The sequence below is a fragment of the Marinobacter salicampi genome, from assembly GCF_011074795.1.
Taxonomy (GTDB): Bacteria; Pseudomonadota; Gammaproteobacteria; order Pseudomonadales; family Oleiphilaceae; genus Marinobacter; species Marinobacter salicampi.
Genome location: NZ_JAAMPF010000012.1, coordinates 154,925 through 171,925, shown reverse-complemented (window position 1 = coordinate 171,925; position 17,001 = coordinate 154,925). Strand labels below are relative to the sequence as shown.

Here is a 17,001-nt window from a genome sequence, read left to right as displayed (position 1 = left end):
TGAGGTCCTCAGGACGGGTCCGACGAGTCTTGGTTGGCCCAGCGGGGCGGTCGTTTCTGCATGAACGCAAGCGTACCCTCGGCGCCTTCGTCACTGCGTATGGCAGCGGCAAACTGGTGTGCTGCCGAGTCCAGCAGCGACCCCATGGGCTCGTGTCCGACCCGGTGGAGCAGGGCCTTGGTGGCAGAGGTGGCGTGTGGTGCACAGTGGCGAACCCGCTCCAGGGCCTCGGCCAGAAGGCCGTCGACTTCCTGCCCGTTCTTGCCCACCTGATGGACGACCCCCAACTGGCAGGCCTCGTCACCGTTGAACCGCAGCCCCAGCAGGGCGATTCGACGGGTCTGGGTCAGGCCGATACGTTCCACCACAAAGGGCGCAATCTGGGCTGGAATGACCCCAAGACTGGTTTCTGGCAACGCAAAGCGGGCAGTTTCGCCGGCAATCGCTACATCAGAAACACAGGCCAGGCCGAAACCACCACCCATCACGGCGCCTTCCAGTACAGCGATTACAACCTTCGAGGACTGGTTGACCTGCTCAATCATTTCGCCAAAGGCACGGTTCAGACGATAGAACGGGTCCTGCTCCCCTTCGGCCACGGTTTGTCCGCGAGCGCTAGCCATGTCGCGGATATCGCCACCGGCACAGAAGTGCCCGCCGGCGCCTCTTATGACCACCGCACGAACGGAGGTGTCGTCTTCAATCTGATGGAACACAGCGGTCAGCTCGGCCACCATGGCCAGGCTCATGGCGTTGCGAGCTTCCGGGCGGTTCAGGGTGAGGTGGAGCACCGGACCCTGCTGGTCCAGCGCGAGGGTTTCGCAATGGGGATAATCGCTCATGGTCAGCTCCGATCAGTCTTTACGCTTGCCGGGCAGGGTGCCCATCAGCTTGCAGATGATGCCCAGCATGATCTCGTCGGCGCCACCGCCAATGGACACCAGGCGGACGTCCCGGAACGCGCGGGAAATCTGGTTTTCCCACATATAGCCCATGCCACCCCAGTACTGTAGGCAGCTGTCGGTCACTTCGCGGCCAAGACGGCCTGCCTTGAGCTTGGCCATGGACGCCAGGCGGGTCACATCCTTGCCCTGCACGTGCAGTTCGCATGCCTGGTAGGTCAGGGCTCTCAGCGCCTCTACCTCGGTCTGGAGTTCGGCCAGACGGAAATGGATGACCTGGTTGTCGATCAGCGGAATGCCGAAGGTCTTGCGCTCGCGACAGTACTCAATGGTTTTCTCGATACACAGCTCCAGCGCCTTGATCACATTGGCAGCGCCCCACAGGCGCTCTTCCTGGAACTGGACCATCTGCATCATGAAACCGGTGCCTTCTGCCCCTATGCGGTTGCGCTGGGGCACCCGGACATCGTCGAAGAACACCTGGGCGGTTTCCGATGAACGCATGCCGAGCTTGTCCAGATGCTTGGAGCAGGAAATGCCCGGTGAATTCATGGGCACAATGATCAGGGACTTGTTCTTGTGGGGCTTGTCATCGGAGGTGTTGGCCAGCAGGCAGATAAAGTCCGCCTGGGGGGAGTTGGTGATCCACATCTTGGAGCCGTTGATGATGTAGTCATCACCGTCCTTTTTCGCTGTGGTCTTGAGACCCGCCACGTCGGAGCCTGCGCCCACTTCACTGACGCCGATGCAACCGACCATTGCACCGGCAATGGCCGGTGCCAGGAACTCGCGCTTGTGCTGGTCGGAGCCAAAGCGGGCAATGGCCGGCGTACACATGTCGGTCTGAACACCGACGGCCAGCGGCACTCCACCACAGATAGCGGTGCCTAGCTCTTCGGCAGCGACCAGGTTATAGCTGTAATCCAGCCCCATGCCGCCGTATTCTTCCGGCTTTTGGATGCCCAGCAGGCCCAGCTTTCCGAGTTTGCCGAAGACTTCATGAATGGGAAAACTTCCGGCGGCTTCCCACTCTTCACAATGGGGGTTGATTTCCTTTTCAACGAAATCACGGACTGTTTTTCTGAGGGCTTCGTGTTCCTGGGTAAAGATCATTGTTCTTGTCTCACTGTGTGGATTTGGATCTGGTTGACTAAGGCAGCGCTACAGACGCGCCACACCAAAGGTATTGGGCCGGAGCGGTCGCGCCTCGGCTTCCCGGTACAGGGAGAGCACAAGGGCCAGCACCCGCCGGGTGTCACGGGGGTCGATCAGGCCGTCATCCCATAACCGAGCGGTTCCGTACAGAGCCGTTGAGCCGTCCTCAAGCTTTTTTGCGGTGGCCTGCTCGAGAAAATCCAGGGTCTTGGGGTCCGGCTCGATTCCGCTGCGACGCTGCTTGTCTTCGGCCACGATGCGCATGACCTTGCCAGCCTGGGCCGGACCCATGACGGCGGTACGGCTGTTGGGCCAGGCGAAGATGAAGCGGGGGTCCAGGCCCCGGCCACACATGGCGTAGTTACCGGCGCCGTAGGAGCCGCCGATCACCATGGCAAACTTTGGTACCCGGCAATTGGCCACGGCCTGGATCATCTTGGAGCCGTGCTTGATGATGCCATTCTGCTCGGAGTGGGTTCCCACCATGAAACCAGTGGTATTGTGGAGGAAAAGCAGCGGTGTTCCCGCCTGATCGCACAACTGGATGAACTGGGCGGCCTTGGTGGCGCCGGCTGCGGTGATCGGGCCATTGTTGCCGATGATGCCAACCGCTTGGCCTTCAATCCGGATGGTGCCGCAGACCGTCTGGTCGTCGTAGTTGGATTTGAAGTCCATAAATCCGGAACCATCGGCGATACGGGCCAGAATTTCGCGGACGTCGTAGGGCTTTTTGGGATCGGAAGGAATGACCCCGAGCAGTTCTTCAGCCGGATACAGGGGTTCCTGCCATTGATAGCTCTTGCCCGCTGGCAGCTGCTCGTTCCAGGGCAGGGCTTCCATGATATTACGGGCATAACGGATGCCGTCGGCATCGTCCTCGGCCAGGTATTCAGCCGTTCCGGGGATTTCGGCGTGCATCTGGGCACCACCGAGTTCCTCGTCAGTAGCGATTTCACCGGTGGCGGCCTTGAGCAGGGGCGGCCCGGCCAGAAACATCTTGGACTTCTCCCGGATTAGTACCACGTAGTCCGACAGCCCCGGCTGGTAGGCCCCGCCTGCCGTGGCGTTGCCATGAACCACGGTGACCTGGGGTATGCCTGCGGCAGACATGCGCGCCTGGTTGGCGAAACCACGGGCGCCGAGCACGAAAATATCCGTCGCGTAGTTGAGGTTGGCGCCGCCGCTTTCGGACAGGGACACCACGGGCAATTTGTTTTCCATGGCGATCTGCTGCAGGCGCAGGGTCTTGTCCAGCCCGGCCGGGGTAATAGTGCCGCCCTTGATAGCACTGTTACTGGCAATCACCAGGCAGCGGATGCCACTTACGTGGCCAATGCCGGCGATGATGCCGCCGCCGGCCTGACTGCCGTCCTTGTCGTCATGCATCTTGTAGCCGGCAAGGGAGCAGAGCTCTAGGAACGGTGTACCACGGTCCAGCAGGCGGTTGATTCTTTCACGGGGCAGCAGCTTGCCCTTTTTGGTGAACTTCTCCCGGGCAACTTCGGCCAGATCCAGGACTTTCTGCTCCACCTCGCGAAAGAGATCGATGTGATCCTGCATGGCGTCCACGTTGCCGCGGAACTCCTCGGACTGAGGATCAAGGCTTGATTCAATTACCTGCATGAAGGGTTTCCTCACTCATCGCCAAGCACGTTCGGAGTCGTGCTGCGATGGAAGCCGTTGAAGGGTTCGTTGTTTTTGGCGGGTGGCAGGGGCCAGACCCGGCCACCGTGGGAGGCGCCGCCATCAATGCGGATGGTGTCGCCGCTGATAAAGGCGGCCCCGGGGCTGAGCAGGAAGCAGATGACAGCACTGATTTCCGCCTCGGTACCCATGCGCTTTATGGGCACCGCTTCGCCCAGGCCTCGAATCCACTGCTTCATGGATTCGGGATAACTGTCCATGCCGGAGGAGGCGACCCAGCCCGGGGCAACGGCGTTTACTCGCACCCCTGAGGCGCCCCATTCCACGGCAGCAGTCTGGGTGAAGTTCACCATGCCGGCCCGGGCCGCACCCGAGTGCCCCATACCGGGCATGCCTCCCCACATGTCGGCGACGATGTTGACGATGGCGCCGCCGGTTTTGGCGAGTTTCTGGTTATAGGCTTCCCTGGCCATCAGGAAGCCGCCGGTCAGGTTGGTGCGAACCACCGTTTCCCAGCCTTTCTGGTTGATGGAAGCCAGGGGGCCTGGGAACTGGCCGCCGGCGTTGTTGACCAGGCCGTGCAGGTCGCCGCGCTCGGCAATGATGGCCTTGACCGTGGCCTTGACGGCTTCCTCTTCGCGGATATCGCAGGCGTGGGCAGAGGCCTTGCCGCCGTCTTCCAGAATCTCGGCTTTTACCGCTTCGAGCTTTTCAGCCTTGCGGCCCACCAGAGCGACAGAGGCGCCCAGTGAAGCCAGTTCGTGGGCGGTGCAGCGACCAATGCCGGAGCCACCGCCGGTGACAATAAAGACCTGGCCCCTGAAGAGATCGGGTCGCAGTACGGATTGATAACTCATCGGGATAGTCCTGTGTTCAGTACGTTCTGGTCAATTGGGACAGGCATTTCCAGTAACTGCTGGGCAAACGCCTTGCCCTGGGGGTCTATGCGCAGGCTGGCTACGCCGCCACCGCCGAGGCTGTGTTCCAGCAGAAAATTGAAAGCATTCAGGCCCGGCATGGCCCAGCGGGTTACACGACCGGTCTCGGGGTTCAGGGTGTGGCTCATCCAGTCTGCAACAGCGGCTTCTGACAGGGCTGCTTCGATAAAGGGCACAAATTCTGGCTGGCGCGCGATAACGCCGATATTGCTGTGGTCGCCCTTGTCGCCACTGCGGGCCCAGGCCAGCTTGATCAGCGGTACCGACGTGTCCGTGGCCGGGGTCGGATTGGTCTGGGGTTCCTCAGCCAGCGTTGCCGGGTCGAACCCGCCGCCATCGGGAACGGCAATGTCCCGCTGACTCAGGGAGTCGTCGATCCGGACTGTGACCGTGGATTTGGCAACAAGGCAGGAGTAAAGGCGGATCTTTGGCCATACCGTGGGCCGGCCACCGACGATGCCGGTAATCCCCGGCGCCATACCCGTGGCGGCCTGGGCAATTTCCCGGGAAAACAGCACCAGCGCCTTCTTGTTGGGGTGGGCGACGCTTATCTTGACGACGATTTCCCGGCAATCGCCGGTTTTGCTATGTGCCCCATAGGTGGCTTCGGTGCCGAGCAGTTCCACGCTGGTTTCCGAGTAGGGACCAAACCCGCGCTCTTCAAATAATGCCGATGTCTTGGCCAGGATCGCCCGGGACACATGCTCGGCTTTCTGTTTCGCGTTTATACCGGCGAGCAGAAAGGTGACCGTGCATTTGAAACCATCGGGCCAGGTTCCGGATACCTTATAGGTATCGGTCGGGTTCAGGCCACGGGCGCCCGTCACCGTGACCTGGTCCGGTCCCGACTGAGTCAGCGTGACCTGTGTGAAGTCACAGGTCACATCAGGCAACAGATAGGCCCTGGGGTCACCGATTTCATAGACAAGCTGTTCTGCCACCGTGCCATAACTGACCTGGCCGCCGGTCATCCCGGGTTTGGTAATGACAAATTCGCCACTTCGGTCCACTTCGACAATGGGAAACCCCATGTCGGCATAGCCGTCGGCAACCTCATGCCAGTCGGTGAAGTTGCCCCCGGTGGCCTGGGCGCCGCACTCCACCAGATGGCCAGCCAGACTGCCCTGGGCGAGCCTGTCGTAATCCGTCCAGGCCCAGCCGAACTCGTAGACCAGAGGCGCAAGCACAAGGGCACTGTCCGCCACCCGGCCGGTCAGGACAATGTCTGCGCCTTCTTCCAAGGCCGCCACCAGTCCCGGGGCACCAAGGTAGGCATTGAGGCTGACCATCATGCCGGGCATGGGGGCTTGGGTGGTCATCTCCCGCACCCCGGCTTCCGACAGGGCCTTCTTCCTTGGCAGCAGGTCATCCCCAAGCACCAGGACAACTTTCAGATCAACGCCTGCTTCTTTACACAGAGCCTGCAAAGCGTCCCGACAGGCTATTGGGTTAACCCCACCAGCATTGCTGAGTACCCGGATGCCCTGGGCCTTGATGTCACCCAGAAGGGGTTTCATGACTGTCTCAACAAAATCCCGGGCATAACCGGCCGAGGGATCCTTCATTTTCTGGCCGGCCATAATGGACATGGTAATTTCTGCCAGGTAGTCCGACACCAGGTAATCCAGATTGCCCTTGCTGACCAGCTGCCTGGCAGCCGTTTCGGTATCACCCCAGAAGGCGGCTGAACAGCCGATGCGAACGGTTTTATCGGCTACGCCGGTGGTTTCCATGTCTAGCCTCGCTGAAGAAGGGTGCTGATAGGGTGCTGAGTCAGGTTGAGCTCAGGCTGAGGTGACAATACCAAGCAAGCGCTTGGTTTGTAAATAGTCAGGTAAGAGGTAGAATGTTGCCACCTTATTCTGACTTTCCGGACGGCTTAAAAACGTGACTCAAAAGATGATCCTGGACGCCCTGGTGGCCGACAATCTGGTCTCCGACCCCAATGGTGCCCGCGGCCGCCTGTTGAAGGAAGCTGCCCGCCTGTTCCGGGACAAGGGCTATGAGCGCACCACGGTCAGGGATCTCGCCGCAGCGGTCGGCATCCAGTCCGGCAGTCTGTTCCACCATTTCCGTACCAAGGAAGACATACTGCAGGCCGTGATGGTGGAAACTATTCGGCTCAACACCGCCATTATGCAAAAGGCCGTGGAAGAGGCGGGCACGGAGCTTGAGAAGCTGCAGGCTCTGATCTACTCGGAACTCGAATCCATCATCGGCCAGACCGGCGAGGCTATGGCGGTGCTGGTTTTCGAATGGCGCAGCCTGTCGGCGCCCGCCCGGAAAGAGGTGCTGGCGTTGCGGGATATATACGAGCAATTGTGGCTCGATGTGCTGGGAAAACTGGCGTCAGAGGGAGTCATCAAGTCCGACCCGTTTATTACCCGGCGGATGCTGACTGGTGCCCTGAGCTGGACCGTTACCTGGTACCGGCCCGACGGCGGCATGACCCTGAACGACTTGACCGCTGAGGTAGTGGCCATGCTGGGCCTGGCGCCGGTCAAAAAGGCGACCTGAGCCGCAAAACTTCCTCCTGGTAACGCTTCCTGCACGTGTGTGCCATATCTGGCGTTCAACAAAAGTCGTTGATTAAAAACAAGAAAAGGTCAACATCACCGCTTCCAGACAGGTAATTGGCCTCATCAGCATGATTCACCGGCATTAGAGCCATTTTTGTCTGACAAGATTCGTCGCATTCTTCCTGCCATGAAAAGAAACACAAGAGATGTCGCCGTGGGCCCTGCATCACGGAACCTGTTGTTGGCGTTGTGGTAAAACCTGACGCGCAAGGACAGCGTGATATCCCTTACCTATAAAAACAAAGTGTGAACAGGACGAATTATGACTCTGGTACATACCCCGGCATGGCTTGGAAAGGCGGCCAGGAGACTGGCAACGCCCCTATTGCTGTTAACTGCAGCGGGCTGCTCTTTTCATCCCATCTACACCCCCACCGGCGACATACTCATAGGCTATTCCGAGGCAGAAGCGACGCCTTATGTCATGCAGATGTCAGATCCGGGTATGGCCTGCAGCCTTGGGGAGGGGGTCGATCCTCTGGTTTACTCCTTCTCCAGCGTCACCTCCACCCCATACAAAACCGGCTCCCTGCTGATGCTGCTTGCAGCCAACTGTACCGAAGCTGAAGCCTTTGAGGCAGAGCTTGCCTATCTTCGGGCCGACTATGCCGGCGATGTGCCCGCTGCCAAGGATGCCCGCGAGCAGGCCAAGCGTCTCAACGGCCTCACCGCTAAACGACGTTACCGCGCCTTCCAGCGGGCCATGGCCGGCTATGAATACGTTCCAGGACGGGAAGGGACCGAATGCCCGTTTTTCCTGACAGACCAGGATGAGGTTACGTTCCTGACCGGCGTGCTGACGGGCCTGCAGGCCATTGTTAACGACGCCAATTCCGGAGCCATCGCGGGCGTTCCGAAAAACATCGCGCCCGAGGCCGAACGGGCGGTTCAGTGCGTGGATAACGAGAAATGGGGCGGCCTCCCCAACGCCATCCGCGGCATGGTCTGGCTGCTGATTCCCGATACCCGACCTGACATGTCGCCATCACCCTGGGATGTGCTGGAAAACAGCTCCGAGCTTGGCGTCAAAGCCGGATTCCGTGCCTCCATGGCCCTGGAGGCGGTGGCCGCCGAGACCTTCGGCCGCGACGAGGTGCTAGCTGATGTTATTAAACGATTTGCAGACGCCGATGACGTTATTGAAGTGTCCGAAAATTACCGCCTTCTGGATGAGGTGGCGCGCAGCGTGATCCAGTTTTCATCTGACAAAAAATGGATCGCCGCCTACGGATACCGCACGCCCGCAGGTCGTTTCGGTTCGCTGACCGACGGCAGCGACGAGGCACCAGGTGAAGTAATGAGTCTGGATGGCCTGCTGTAAGGCAGGCCCGGAAAACTCCGCCCAAATACAACTACAACCCTTACACGACCCGGAGGTCTTTCATGTTCCGTAAAGCAGCTTCTGCCCTGATCCTTTCCCTTGCCGCTCCGGTAGTTGCGGCCGAGTCCGTCAAGATGTGCGTTTTCGACGTCATCGGCGCCAACGGTGACATGTACAATATGGTCAAGGACTATGCCCTTGAAATGAAAAGCCATGGTATTGATTTTGATTTGAAACCCTACACTGATGAAGGGGTCGCCATCGGCGACTTCAACTCGGCCCAGTGCGATGCCGTTGCCGCCACTGACCTTCGTACCCGCCCTTTTAACCGTTTTACTGGCAGTCTCAGCGCAGTAGGAGCGATTCCCACCTACGGCGACCTAAAAACAGTGCTTGCGACACTGGCCCAGCCGAAAGCGGCAAAGCTCATGAAAGAGGGTGACTACGAAGTGCTTGGCATTGTCCCTGTCGGTGCAGGCTATCTGTTTGTAAACGACCGGAGCATCGACTCAGCCGGCAAACTGGCTGGCAAGCGGATGGCCACCCTGGATTACCAGAAAGACGCTATCCACATGGTCAATCATGTCAAGGCCACGGTCGTGCCGTCGGACATCACCAACTTCGCCGGCAAGTTCAACAACGGCTCGGTGGATACCGCCTACGCGCCTGCCTTCGCCTATGAGGCACTTGAATTGTACAAGGGCGTTGGCGACGAGGGTGGCATTGTCGATTATCCCCTGGCCCAGCTCACCGTTCAGATCATCGCCCGGGACGAGACCTTCACCGACGAGCAGGCCCAGCAGTCCCGCGACGTTGCCTGGGGCATGTATGGCCAGGCCATGGATCTGATAACCAAAAACGAGAAGAACATCCCGGAAGAGAAGTGGATCAGGATCTCAGAGACTGATATTGGCGGTTACCAGGAAATGTTCCGCGAAAACCGTTTGCAGCTACGTGACGGCACCGATGGCGCCAGCAAGGTATACGACCCGCGCATGATGAGCCTGCTTAGCAAGATCCGCTGTTCCAGTAACGCAGGCGCCTCTGAGTGTACTGCGGGCAATCGCGAATAAACCGGGTTGATCCATTATGAACTGGCAAGCTCTTACAGCGGCCCGAACTACGACACTCTACCCCGTGCATCGGCTGCACGGGGTCGTGCTCCTGTTGCTCCTCATGTTTACGCTCCTCCTGGGCATGGGCAACTCCCTGCATTCGCGCATGCTATGGATAGGGGAACAGACCTGGCCGAACTACTACCTGCTTGACCCGGCTGCCAAGCAGCCGACCTGCGATCTTGCGCCCAATATTGACGCTGAAGTCCAGCGGCGCATGGATGAGTACAAGCCAGACCCGGACGAACTGTTCAGTTCGCCACCGGACCCGGACGCCCTTCGGCAGTCGCTTCTGCAGAACCAGCAGAACTGTGAGCAGCGTTACCTGGCCTACCAGATGAACCAGGAACACGCGACCCCGGCCCTGGCGGTATTCAAGACCGTAGAGCAGGGTATGGCGGACTTTCTGCTGGACAACATTGACCTGATGAAATTCCTGTTCATCGGCATGTTTGCCATGGCCGCCGCCATCTCGGCGATGGATGCAGACCATATCGCGTTGCGGCTGCCCCGGAACCGGGCCGAATGGCGCCTCAGTCAGGGGGTCCAGCTTCTGGTCAATGGCCTGATGGTATACTCGCTGGCGTCCTACGTGGGGCGCCTTTCGAACGCACCCGGTTCTGAAGACACGGTCTTTCTGCAACATGCCTGGATACTGGTATTTGGCCTGTTCATGGTTATCAACCTTGTTCGGCTGGTGTCCATCCCTGAGCGCATGCGGCCAGGAAAGCTGGCGGCCTCGTCGCCTCTGATCATTCCCCTGCATTGCTCCATGGCCCTGATCGCCATGGGCTACTTCTTCTTTATTGATGGCTACAGCTCGGGCCTGGCCATCTACTTCGGCATGATGACGAACCTGTCGTCCATGTTCATCAACATCGGCTTATATGTGCTGGTGGGTATGGCGCTGAAGCAGACCCGGATTCCCGAGCTGCTGCTCAACATCATCAAGCCGTTCCAGTTGCCTGCGCCCCTGCTGGCATCAGTGATGATCTTCGCCACTGCCTTCCCCACCGCCTTTACCGGCGCCTCGGGGATTTTCATCCTGGCCGTCGGGGGTGTGGTCTACGACGAATTACGCCGTGCCGGCGCCGGACGCCAGTTATCGCTGGCGACCACAGCCATGTCAGGCAGCCTGGGTGTGGTGCTGAATCCGTGCCTGCTGATCGTCGTGGTGGCAGCGTTGAACAAAGAAGTCACCACAAGCGAGCTTTATGGGTGGGGTTTCTGGGTGTTCATGCTATCGGCACTACTGTTTACTTTCGTGGTGTGCAAAACCGAAGGCAACTGGCGGCCAAAGCCGGTTCCGGGCTCGTTCCGGCTCGCGATCAGACAGCTGCGGCCCTTGTTGCCCTATGCGCTTACTGCCGCAGGCGTCATAGGAACCATTTGGCTGCTGCTTGATCTGAGTTTTAATGAATACAGTGCGCCGTTGATATTGCCCCTGGTCATGCTCGCGCTGGTCTTCCTCGATGCCAGTAAAGACAGCCGCGAGGTGGGCGAAAGTCGTGCCCAGGCCTTCTGGACCCGCAGTACCTCAGCGGCCAGTGACTCGGCGGTTCACATAGGCGCACTGCTTGCACTGATCGGCTTCTCCATTTGCCTGGGCGGTATCCTGGAGCGTTCCGATCTGGTTCATGCCCTGTTCCCGGCAGGCCTCGATAATCCCTGGCTGGTGATGATGGTTGTGGTGGTCATGCTCACCTGTATCGGCATGGTGATGGACCCGTTCGGAGCCGTTATCCTGGTTTCGGCCACTATCGCCCAGGTTGCCATTGGTCTTGGTATCGACCCGCTGCATTTCTGGATCGTCTGCCTGGTCGCTTTTGAGCTTGGCTACCTGAGCCCACCGGTGGCCCTGAACCACCTGCTGACACGCCAGGTCGTGGGCGAAACCGAGGTGCTGGCAGCAGAGCGGACCGGTACATTCTGGCACCGATACGAACGCTTGCTCTTGCCTTTGGTGGTCATGGGCACCACTCTAATGTTAGTGGCATTCGTCCCGATGCTGTTTTACGCGCTCTAGCTCTGGGGTATATTTGAAGTCGAAAAGCCACCGCCTCTTTTGAGGCGGTTTTTCGTTGCATCCGGATCTTGTCCGCTAATGTAAAGCGATGGATTGCCGTTAAGAGAAGCATAGATGTTGTCCCTTGGCAGCCTTACGGTTAACCGGAAAAACTGTTTATGACTCAGAGTTTCATGCGCTATGGCGTTCTGTTTTCATTTGCTTTGCTTACTGCCTGCAGCGGCGGCTCAGACGGCGAGGGCGGTCCGGTTGCTGACCCGGATGCGCTAAGCGGCATCATTTCGATCGAAAGTGGTTCCAGGATTGATTCGGACACAGCTGATGATTTCCGCCTTGGGGTAGCCCGGACCAATGATCGTGCCGCCGAGGCTCAGCCCTTGCCTGATACCGGTATCGTGGCGGGCTATCTAAGTCAGCAGCAGGGTAGTTACCCGGCCAATGACGGCCAGACATTCAATTTTGCGGCCGACGCCCAGGATTTCTATCAGGTAGAGCTTTCTGAGGGTGACCTTGTTGCCCTGCAGGTTTTTCCCGAGGGCGCCCAGGCACCTCCAGAGGTCCGTTTCGGTGTTTTCCAGAATGGCAACGTGGAGAGATGTGAAGCAGGGTGTGGCGGCGATAGCTTCACCTTTACCTATGTGGTGTCCGGAGTTTCGGGCCCTACGCCCCACACCCTTGCCATTACCGCCGAGGCCGGAGGTCCCTTCCGATATGTGCTGAGCGTTGCAGCTGCTGGTGCTTCATCCTCAATGAATGTCAGCTATGAAGGGGTCGATTTCAGGCCCGGCGAGGCCATTGTCATGCCCGGCACCCGTGGGCAGGCCTTCAGTTCTGCCGGGGCGGTAGCCCAGGCCACGAGTGCTGCCGAAGCACGCTACCTGGGAGAGGGCATCTGGCATGTCCGCCAGACGCCGGTCTATCTGGCGCGCAGTCTCTCAGCCGCGGAACGGGCGCAGGCGAAACGGCAAACCCTGGACTGGGTGCGGGAGCTGCGGTCTACTCCCGGCGTCGAGCTGGCTGAACCCAATTTCCTCTATGAAAGCCAACAGGTTACGCCCGATACCAATCCACTGTATGACCTGCAGTGGAACCACCCACTGATCAGCCTGCCCACGGCCTGGCTGGTGGCGCCAAACGGTGGCTTTGGGACCGGTATTGCCGTACTGGATACCGGGCTGTTCAGCGCCGATCCTTCTTTATATGGTCAGTGGCATCCGGACCTTGAAGACAATGTCGTTGAGCCGAGTGGCCGTATTCTGGACTATGTAACCGGTAGCCTGGACATCGACCCGGAGCCGGACCAGGGCCGTGACCAGAACCCCCATGATCCTGGCAATCAGCAATCACAGAACAGCAGTTTTCATGGCACCCATGTGGCGGGTATTGCGGTCGGAATGGACAATGGCATTGGCATCATAGGGGTCGCCCCTCAGGCCACGCTGTTCCCGGTGCGTGTGCTTGGAGTTGACCCTGAAACCCAGCGCAACGTAGGTTCTTCCGACGATCTGATCGCGGCCATTAACTGGGCAGCAGACCAGGCGGATATTCACGTTATCAACCTCAGCCTGGGCGGACTGGGGCCAAGCGATGCCCTACAGAATGCGGTCACCAAGGCCTTTAACCAGAACAAACTCGTCGTAGCTGCGGCCGGTAACCAGGGTACGGATCAGCTGACCTATCCTGCTGCATTTTCCAATGTGGTTGGTGTGGGGGCCGTGGACGGGGCTGCGGTGAGAGCTTCCTATTCCAACATCGGCGGCTCGGTCAATCTGGTCGCCCCGGGCGGCGATGCCAACCGGGATGCGAACCAGGACGGCAACGCCGACCTGATCGTCAGCGCTTGGGGCAACGATTCCGTATCGCCCCCAAGGCCGAACTATGCCGGGCTCCAGGGCACTTCCATGGCGGCGCCCCACGTTGCCGGAGTCTACGCCCTGATGAGGGAGGCTGCGGGCGCAGGCCCTGAGCTCACACCCAAGGGCTTTTTTACACTATTGAGCAGCGGCAGCCTGACGGATGAGGTAGGCAATCCCACTGAATATGGTGAGGGCCTCATCAACGCCATCAAATCAGTGAACGCCGTCGGCGACGGCCCCACAAGCCCTGTCATGGGAGCGTCCCCCTCGGCGCTGCAGTTCTCCCGTAGCCAGACCAGCCAGGACTTGACCTTGCGGGTCTATCCCGAGACTGAATCCATTGTTATCGGCCCGATTACAAGCCCCGGCTGGTTAACTGTGATACAGGAAGGAGGCACGGCACCTAAAACCCTGACTGCGACCGTCAATACCGGTGGCCTGACGGAGGACAATCTGTACCGGGGCGTTGTGAGCGTTGAATACACTTCCGATGGTGAGATACGGACACTTGAAGTGCCGGTGTCCGTGCAGTTGGGTGATGAGTCGGGAAGTCGGGATGCGGGTCGTCATTACGTGTTGCTGGTCAGCACGGATGAGGAGCGCAACACACTAGTGCAGCAGGTCGTCGAGGCACAAAACGATCGTTACGAATTCTCTTTTGCCGATGTGGAGCCGGGCGAGTATTTTCTTGTGGCCGGCTCTGATATCGACAACAACGGGTTTATCTGTGAAACCGGTGAGGCTTGCGCCGAGTATCCGGTCAATGGTCTTCCGGAGCCTATTGTTATCGGCGACTCACCACTATCAGGTGTTGAGCTGACCACAAGCTTCAGACGCCCCACCATTTCCGCCATGGGTGGTCTGCCCAGGATTGGCTTCGAAGGCTACCGTCTTCTGAAAGAAACCGGACCTGCGGGCGAAAAAACCGTCAGGCGAGTCAGTGAGGACAAGCAATGAAGTTGTCGCCCGTAAGTGCACGCCGCTTTCCTTTACTGGTCTTTGCAAGTCTCCTGCTTTCAGCCTGTGCCAGTTCCGAGACGCCCCCGGTCGAAACCGAGACCGGCGGGCCGGTGGCCCGTCAGGTGACTGAGTCGGACCATTGCGGCCTGACGGCCCCCGGGTTGGTATATCTTGAAAGCCGGCAGGAGCTTGAGCAGTTCAAGCGCCTCCCGGGCCAGAATCTCAGCCTGACCAACGGCCTGGATTTCGACCGGGAGCATCTGGTCGTGGTTGGCCTGGGGCGGAAGCCCACGGGTGGCCACGGTGTAACCCTGGCGTCGTCCGACCTCCACAATGGCGTCATGAGACTCGCCATGGAGGTGTTTGAGCCCGGCCCGGATCGGGTCGTTACCCAGGCAATCACCACACCCTGCGCCGTGGTGGCTGTTTCCACCGAAGACTGGGATACGCTCAAGGTCATTGGCCAGGGCCTGCCGGAGATGACGCGCCGTCGTTGAGAGCCAGCCCCCGCCGGGACAAAACAACCGTTGATCTTTGCCTGCGAATCCCTAAGCTAGTGTGCTTCCGCCCCAACGCTCGAGAGATGTAGCCCCTGTATGAGCCAAAAACAATACAACGCCGATGCCATCGAAGTACTGAGTGGACTGGATCCGGTACGAAAGCGCCCCGGGATGTACACAGACACCAGCCGGCCCAATCACCTGGCTCAGGAAGTAATCGATAACAGCGTCGACGAGGCCCTGGCCGGGCATGCCCGCAGGATCGATGTGGTGCTTTACGCCGACGGCTCCCTGAGTGTCGAGGACGACGGCCGGGGCATGCCGGTGGACATGCACAAGGAAGAGGGGCTGCCCGGGGTCGAGCTGATCCTGACCCGGCTCCATGCCGGCGGCAAGTTTTCGGAAGGCAGTTACAATTACTCCGGCGGCCTTCACGGGGTAGGGGTATCGGTTGTCAACGCCCTGTCCAGTCAGCTGGAAGTCTCCATTAAACGGGACGGACAGCTGCATCGGATGACCTTCGCCGATGGCCACAAGACCTCCGAGCTTAAAGTGGTGGATACCGTAGGCAAGCGTAATACCGGCACCCGACTCAAGTTTATGCCCGACCCAAGCTATTTCGATAGCCCAAAGTTCTCGGTCAGCCGCCTGCGCCACAATATGCGTGCCAAGGCCGTGCTGTGTCCGGGCCTGGTGGTAACCTTCCTGCAGGAATCTACTGGTGAGAAAGACGAATGGCACTATGAGGGCGGGCTGAAAGATTACCTGCGCACAGCGCTCGCGGATATCGAAGTGGTTCCCCTTGAGCCTTTCACCGGTGAGTTCGCGGGTAACAGGGAAGAGGTTCACTGGGCGATCCAGTGGTTGCCAGAGGGCGGTGAAGGCGTCATGGAAAGCTACGTCAACCTGATACCCACCGCCCAGGGGGGAACCCATGTCAACGGTCTGCGTAGCGGACTGCTGGAAGCCATGCGGGAGTTCTGTGAATTCCGCAGCCTGCTGCCCAGGGGCGTTAAACTGTCGCCTGAAGACATCTGGGAGCGCTGCTCCTATGTGCTCTCGTTCAAGATGCAGGACCCGCAATTCTCCGGCCAGACCAAGGAGCGGCTGTCTTCCAGGGAAGCGGCCGCGTTCGTGTCCGGTATCGTCAAGGACTCGTTCAGCCTGTGGCTGAACCAGCATACGGCCGTGGCGGAAATACTGGCTGAACTTTTCATCAGCAATGCCCAGCGGCGTTTGCGGGCCAGCAAGAAAGTAGCACGCAAGCGCGTGACCTCGGGGCCCGCGCTGCCTGGCAAACTGGCCGACTGTTCAGGCTCGGACAGCAACCGTTCGGAGCTGTTCCTGGTAGAGGGTGATTCGGCCGGCGGCTCCGCCAAGCAGGCCCGCGACCGGGAATTCCAGGCGGTTATGCCCTTGCGGGGCAAGATCCTCAACACCTGGGAAGTGGACTCCAGCGAGATCCTGGCCTCCCAGGAAGTCCACGACATTGCGGTGGCCATCGGCGTGGACCCGGCCTCCGATAAACTGGACGGTTTGCGCTACAACAAGGTCTGTATTCTGGCGGACGCGGACTCAGACGGCCTCCATATTGCCACCCTGCTGTGTGCGCTCTTCGTAAAACACTTTCGACCGGTGGTCGAGGCCGGCCATGTGTTCGTGGCCATGCCACCGCTGTACCGGGTCGACCTGGGCAAGGAAACTTTTTACGCCCTGGACGAGCATGAAAAGCAGGGCATTCTGGATCGCATAGAGGCCGAGAAGCGCAAGGGCAAGATTTCGGTCACCCGCTTCAAGGGCCTCGGTGAAATGAACCCCCTGCAGCTGCGCGAGACCACCATGGCGCCTGATACGCGACGGCTGGTGATGCTCACCCTGGCAGACGGTGATGATACCGACGAGCGCATGGATATGCTGCTGGGCAAGAAGCGGGCCTCGGACCGCAGGGCCTGGCTGGAAACCTACGGCAATATGGCCGACGTAGGCGGGTTGCCAGCGGATTGAT

Annotated in this window: 12 protein-coding genes; 7 read left to right on the top strand and 5 right to left on the bottom strand. The window is 59.5% G+C overall.

Annotated elements, in window-relative coordinates:
* Positions 1-8: 8 nt before the first annotated feature.
* From G7W63_RS05495 to G7W63_RS05475, 5 genes are read right to left on the bottom strand one after another with little or no spacing between them, the layout of a single operon-like run.
* Positions 9-842: an enoyl-CoA hydratase/isomerase family protein gene (locus G7W63_RS05495; protein WP_166254375.1), complete on the bottom strand. Its 834-nt coding sequence runs from the start codon at positions 840-842 to the stop codon at positions 9-11.
* Positions 843-854: 12 nt separating this feature from the next.
* Positions 855-2,015: a citronellyl-CoA dehydrogenase gene (atuD, locus tag G7W63_RS05490; RefSeq protein WP_166254372.1), complete on the bottom strand. Its 1,161-nt coding sequence runs from the start codon at positions 2,013-2,015 to the stop codon at positions 855-857.
* A 48-nt stretch (positions 2,016-2,063) separates the two neighbouring features.
* On the bottom strand, positions 2,064-3,680 hold the full coding sequence (locus tag G7W63_RS05485) for an acyl-CoA carboxylase subunit beta (protein ID WP_166254295.1): 1,617 nt from the start codon (positions 3,678-3,680) through the stop codon (positions 2,064-2,066).
* Positions 3,681-3,691: 11 nt separating this feature from the next.
* Positions 3,692-4,558, bottom strand: a complete 867-nt coding sequence (locus tag G7W63_RS05480; protein ID WP_166254292.1) for an SDR family oxidoreductase — start codon at positions 4,556-4,558, stop codon at positions 3,692-3,694.
* Entirely contained in the window at positions 4,555-6,372 is a 1,818-nt protein-coding gene (locus G7W63_RS05475) for an acyclic terpene utilization AtuA family protein (RefSeq protein WP_166254289.1), read from the bottom strand. The genes G7W63_RS05480 and G7W63_RS05475 overlap by 4 nt, the downstream gene beginning before the upstream one ends.
* A gap of 166 nt (positions 6,373-6,538) precedes the next feature.
* Between G7W63_RS05475 and G7W63_RS05470 the strand changes: the two genes are divergently transcribed.
* From G7W63_RS05470 to parE, 7 genes are all read left to right on the top strand, one after another.
* The gene (locus G7W63_RS05470) at positions 6,539-7,156 is read left to right on the top strand and encodes a TetR/AcrR family transcriptional regulator (RefSeq protein WP_166255080.1); all 618 of its coding nucleotides are present in this window, start codon (positions 6,539-6,541) and stop codon (positions 7,154-7,156) included.
* A gap of 324 nt (positions 7,157-7,480) precedes the next feature.
* Positions 7,481-8,539, top strand: a complete 1,059-nt coding sequence (locus tag G7W63_RS05465; protein WP_207308887.1) for a hypothetical protein — start codon at positions 7,481-7,483, stop codon at positions 8,537-8,539.
* Between the two features lie 62 nt (positions 8,540-8,601).
* On the top strand, positions 8,602-9,612 hold the full coding sequence (locus G7W63_RS05460; RefSeq protein WP_166254286.1) for a putative solute-binding protein: 1,011 nt from the start codon (positions 8,602-8,604) through the stop codon (positions 9,610-9,612).
* A gap of 16 nt (positions 9,613-9,628) precedes the next feature.
* Complete coding sequence (locus G7W63_RS05455) at positions 9,629-11,680, top strand: TRAP transporter large permease subunit (protein WP_166254283.1); 2,052 nt, start codon at positions 9,629-9,631, stop codon at positions 11,678-11,680.
* Positions 11,681-11,838: 158 nt separating this feature from the next.
* Complete coding sequence (locus tag G7W63_RS05450) at positions 11,839-14,493, top strand: S8 family peptidase (protein ID WP_166254280.1); 2,655 nt, start codon at positions 11,839-11,841, stop codon at positions 14,491-14,493.
* Positions 14,490-14,993, top strand: a complete 504-nt coding sequence (locus G7W63_RS05445) for a protease complex subunit PrcB family protein (protein ID WP_166254277.1) — start codon at positions 14,490-14,492, stop codon at positions 14,991-14,993. Before G7W63_RS05450 ends, G7W63_RS05445 begins: the two co-directional genes overlap by 4 nt.
* A 99-nt stretch (positions 14,994-15,092) precedes the next feature.
* Entirely contained in the window at positions 15,093-17,000 is a 1,908-nt protein-coding gene (parE, locus tag G7W63_RS05440) for a DNA topoisomerase IV subunit B (RefSeq protein ID WP_166254274.1), read from the top strand.
* Position 17,001: the final 1 nt, after the last annotated feature.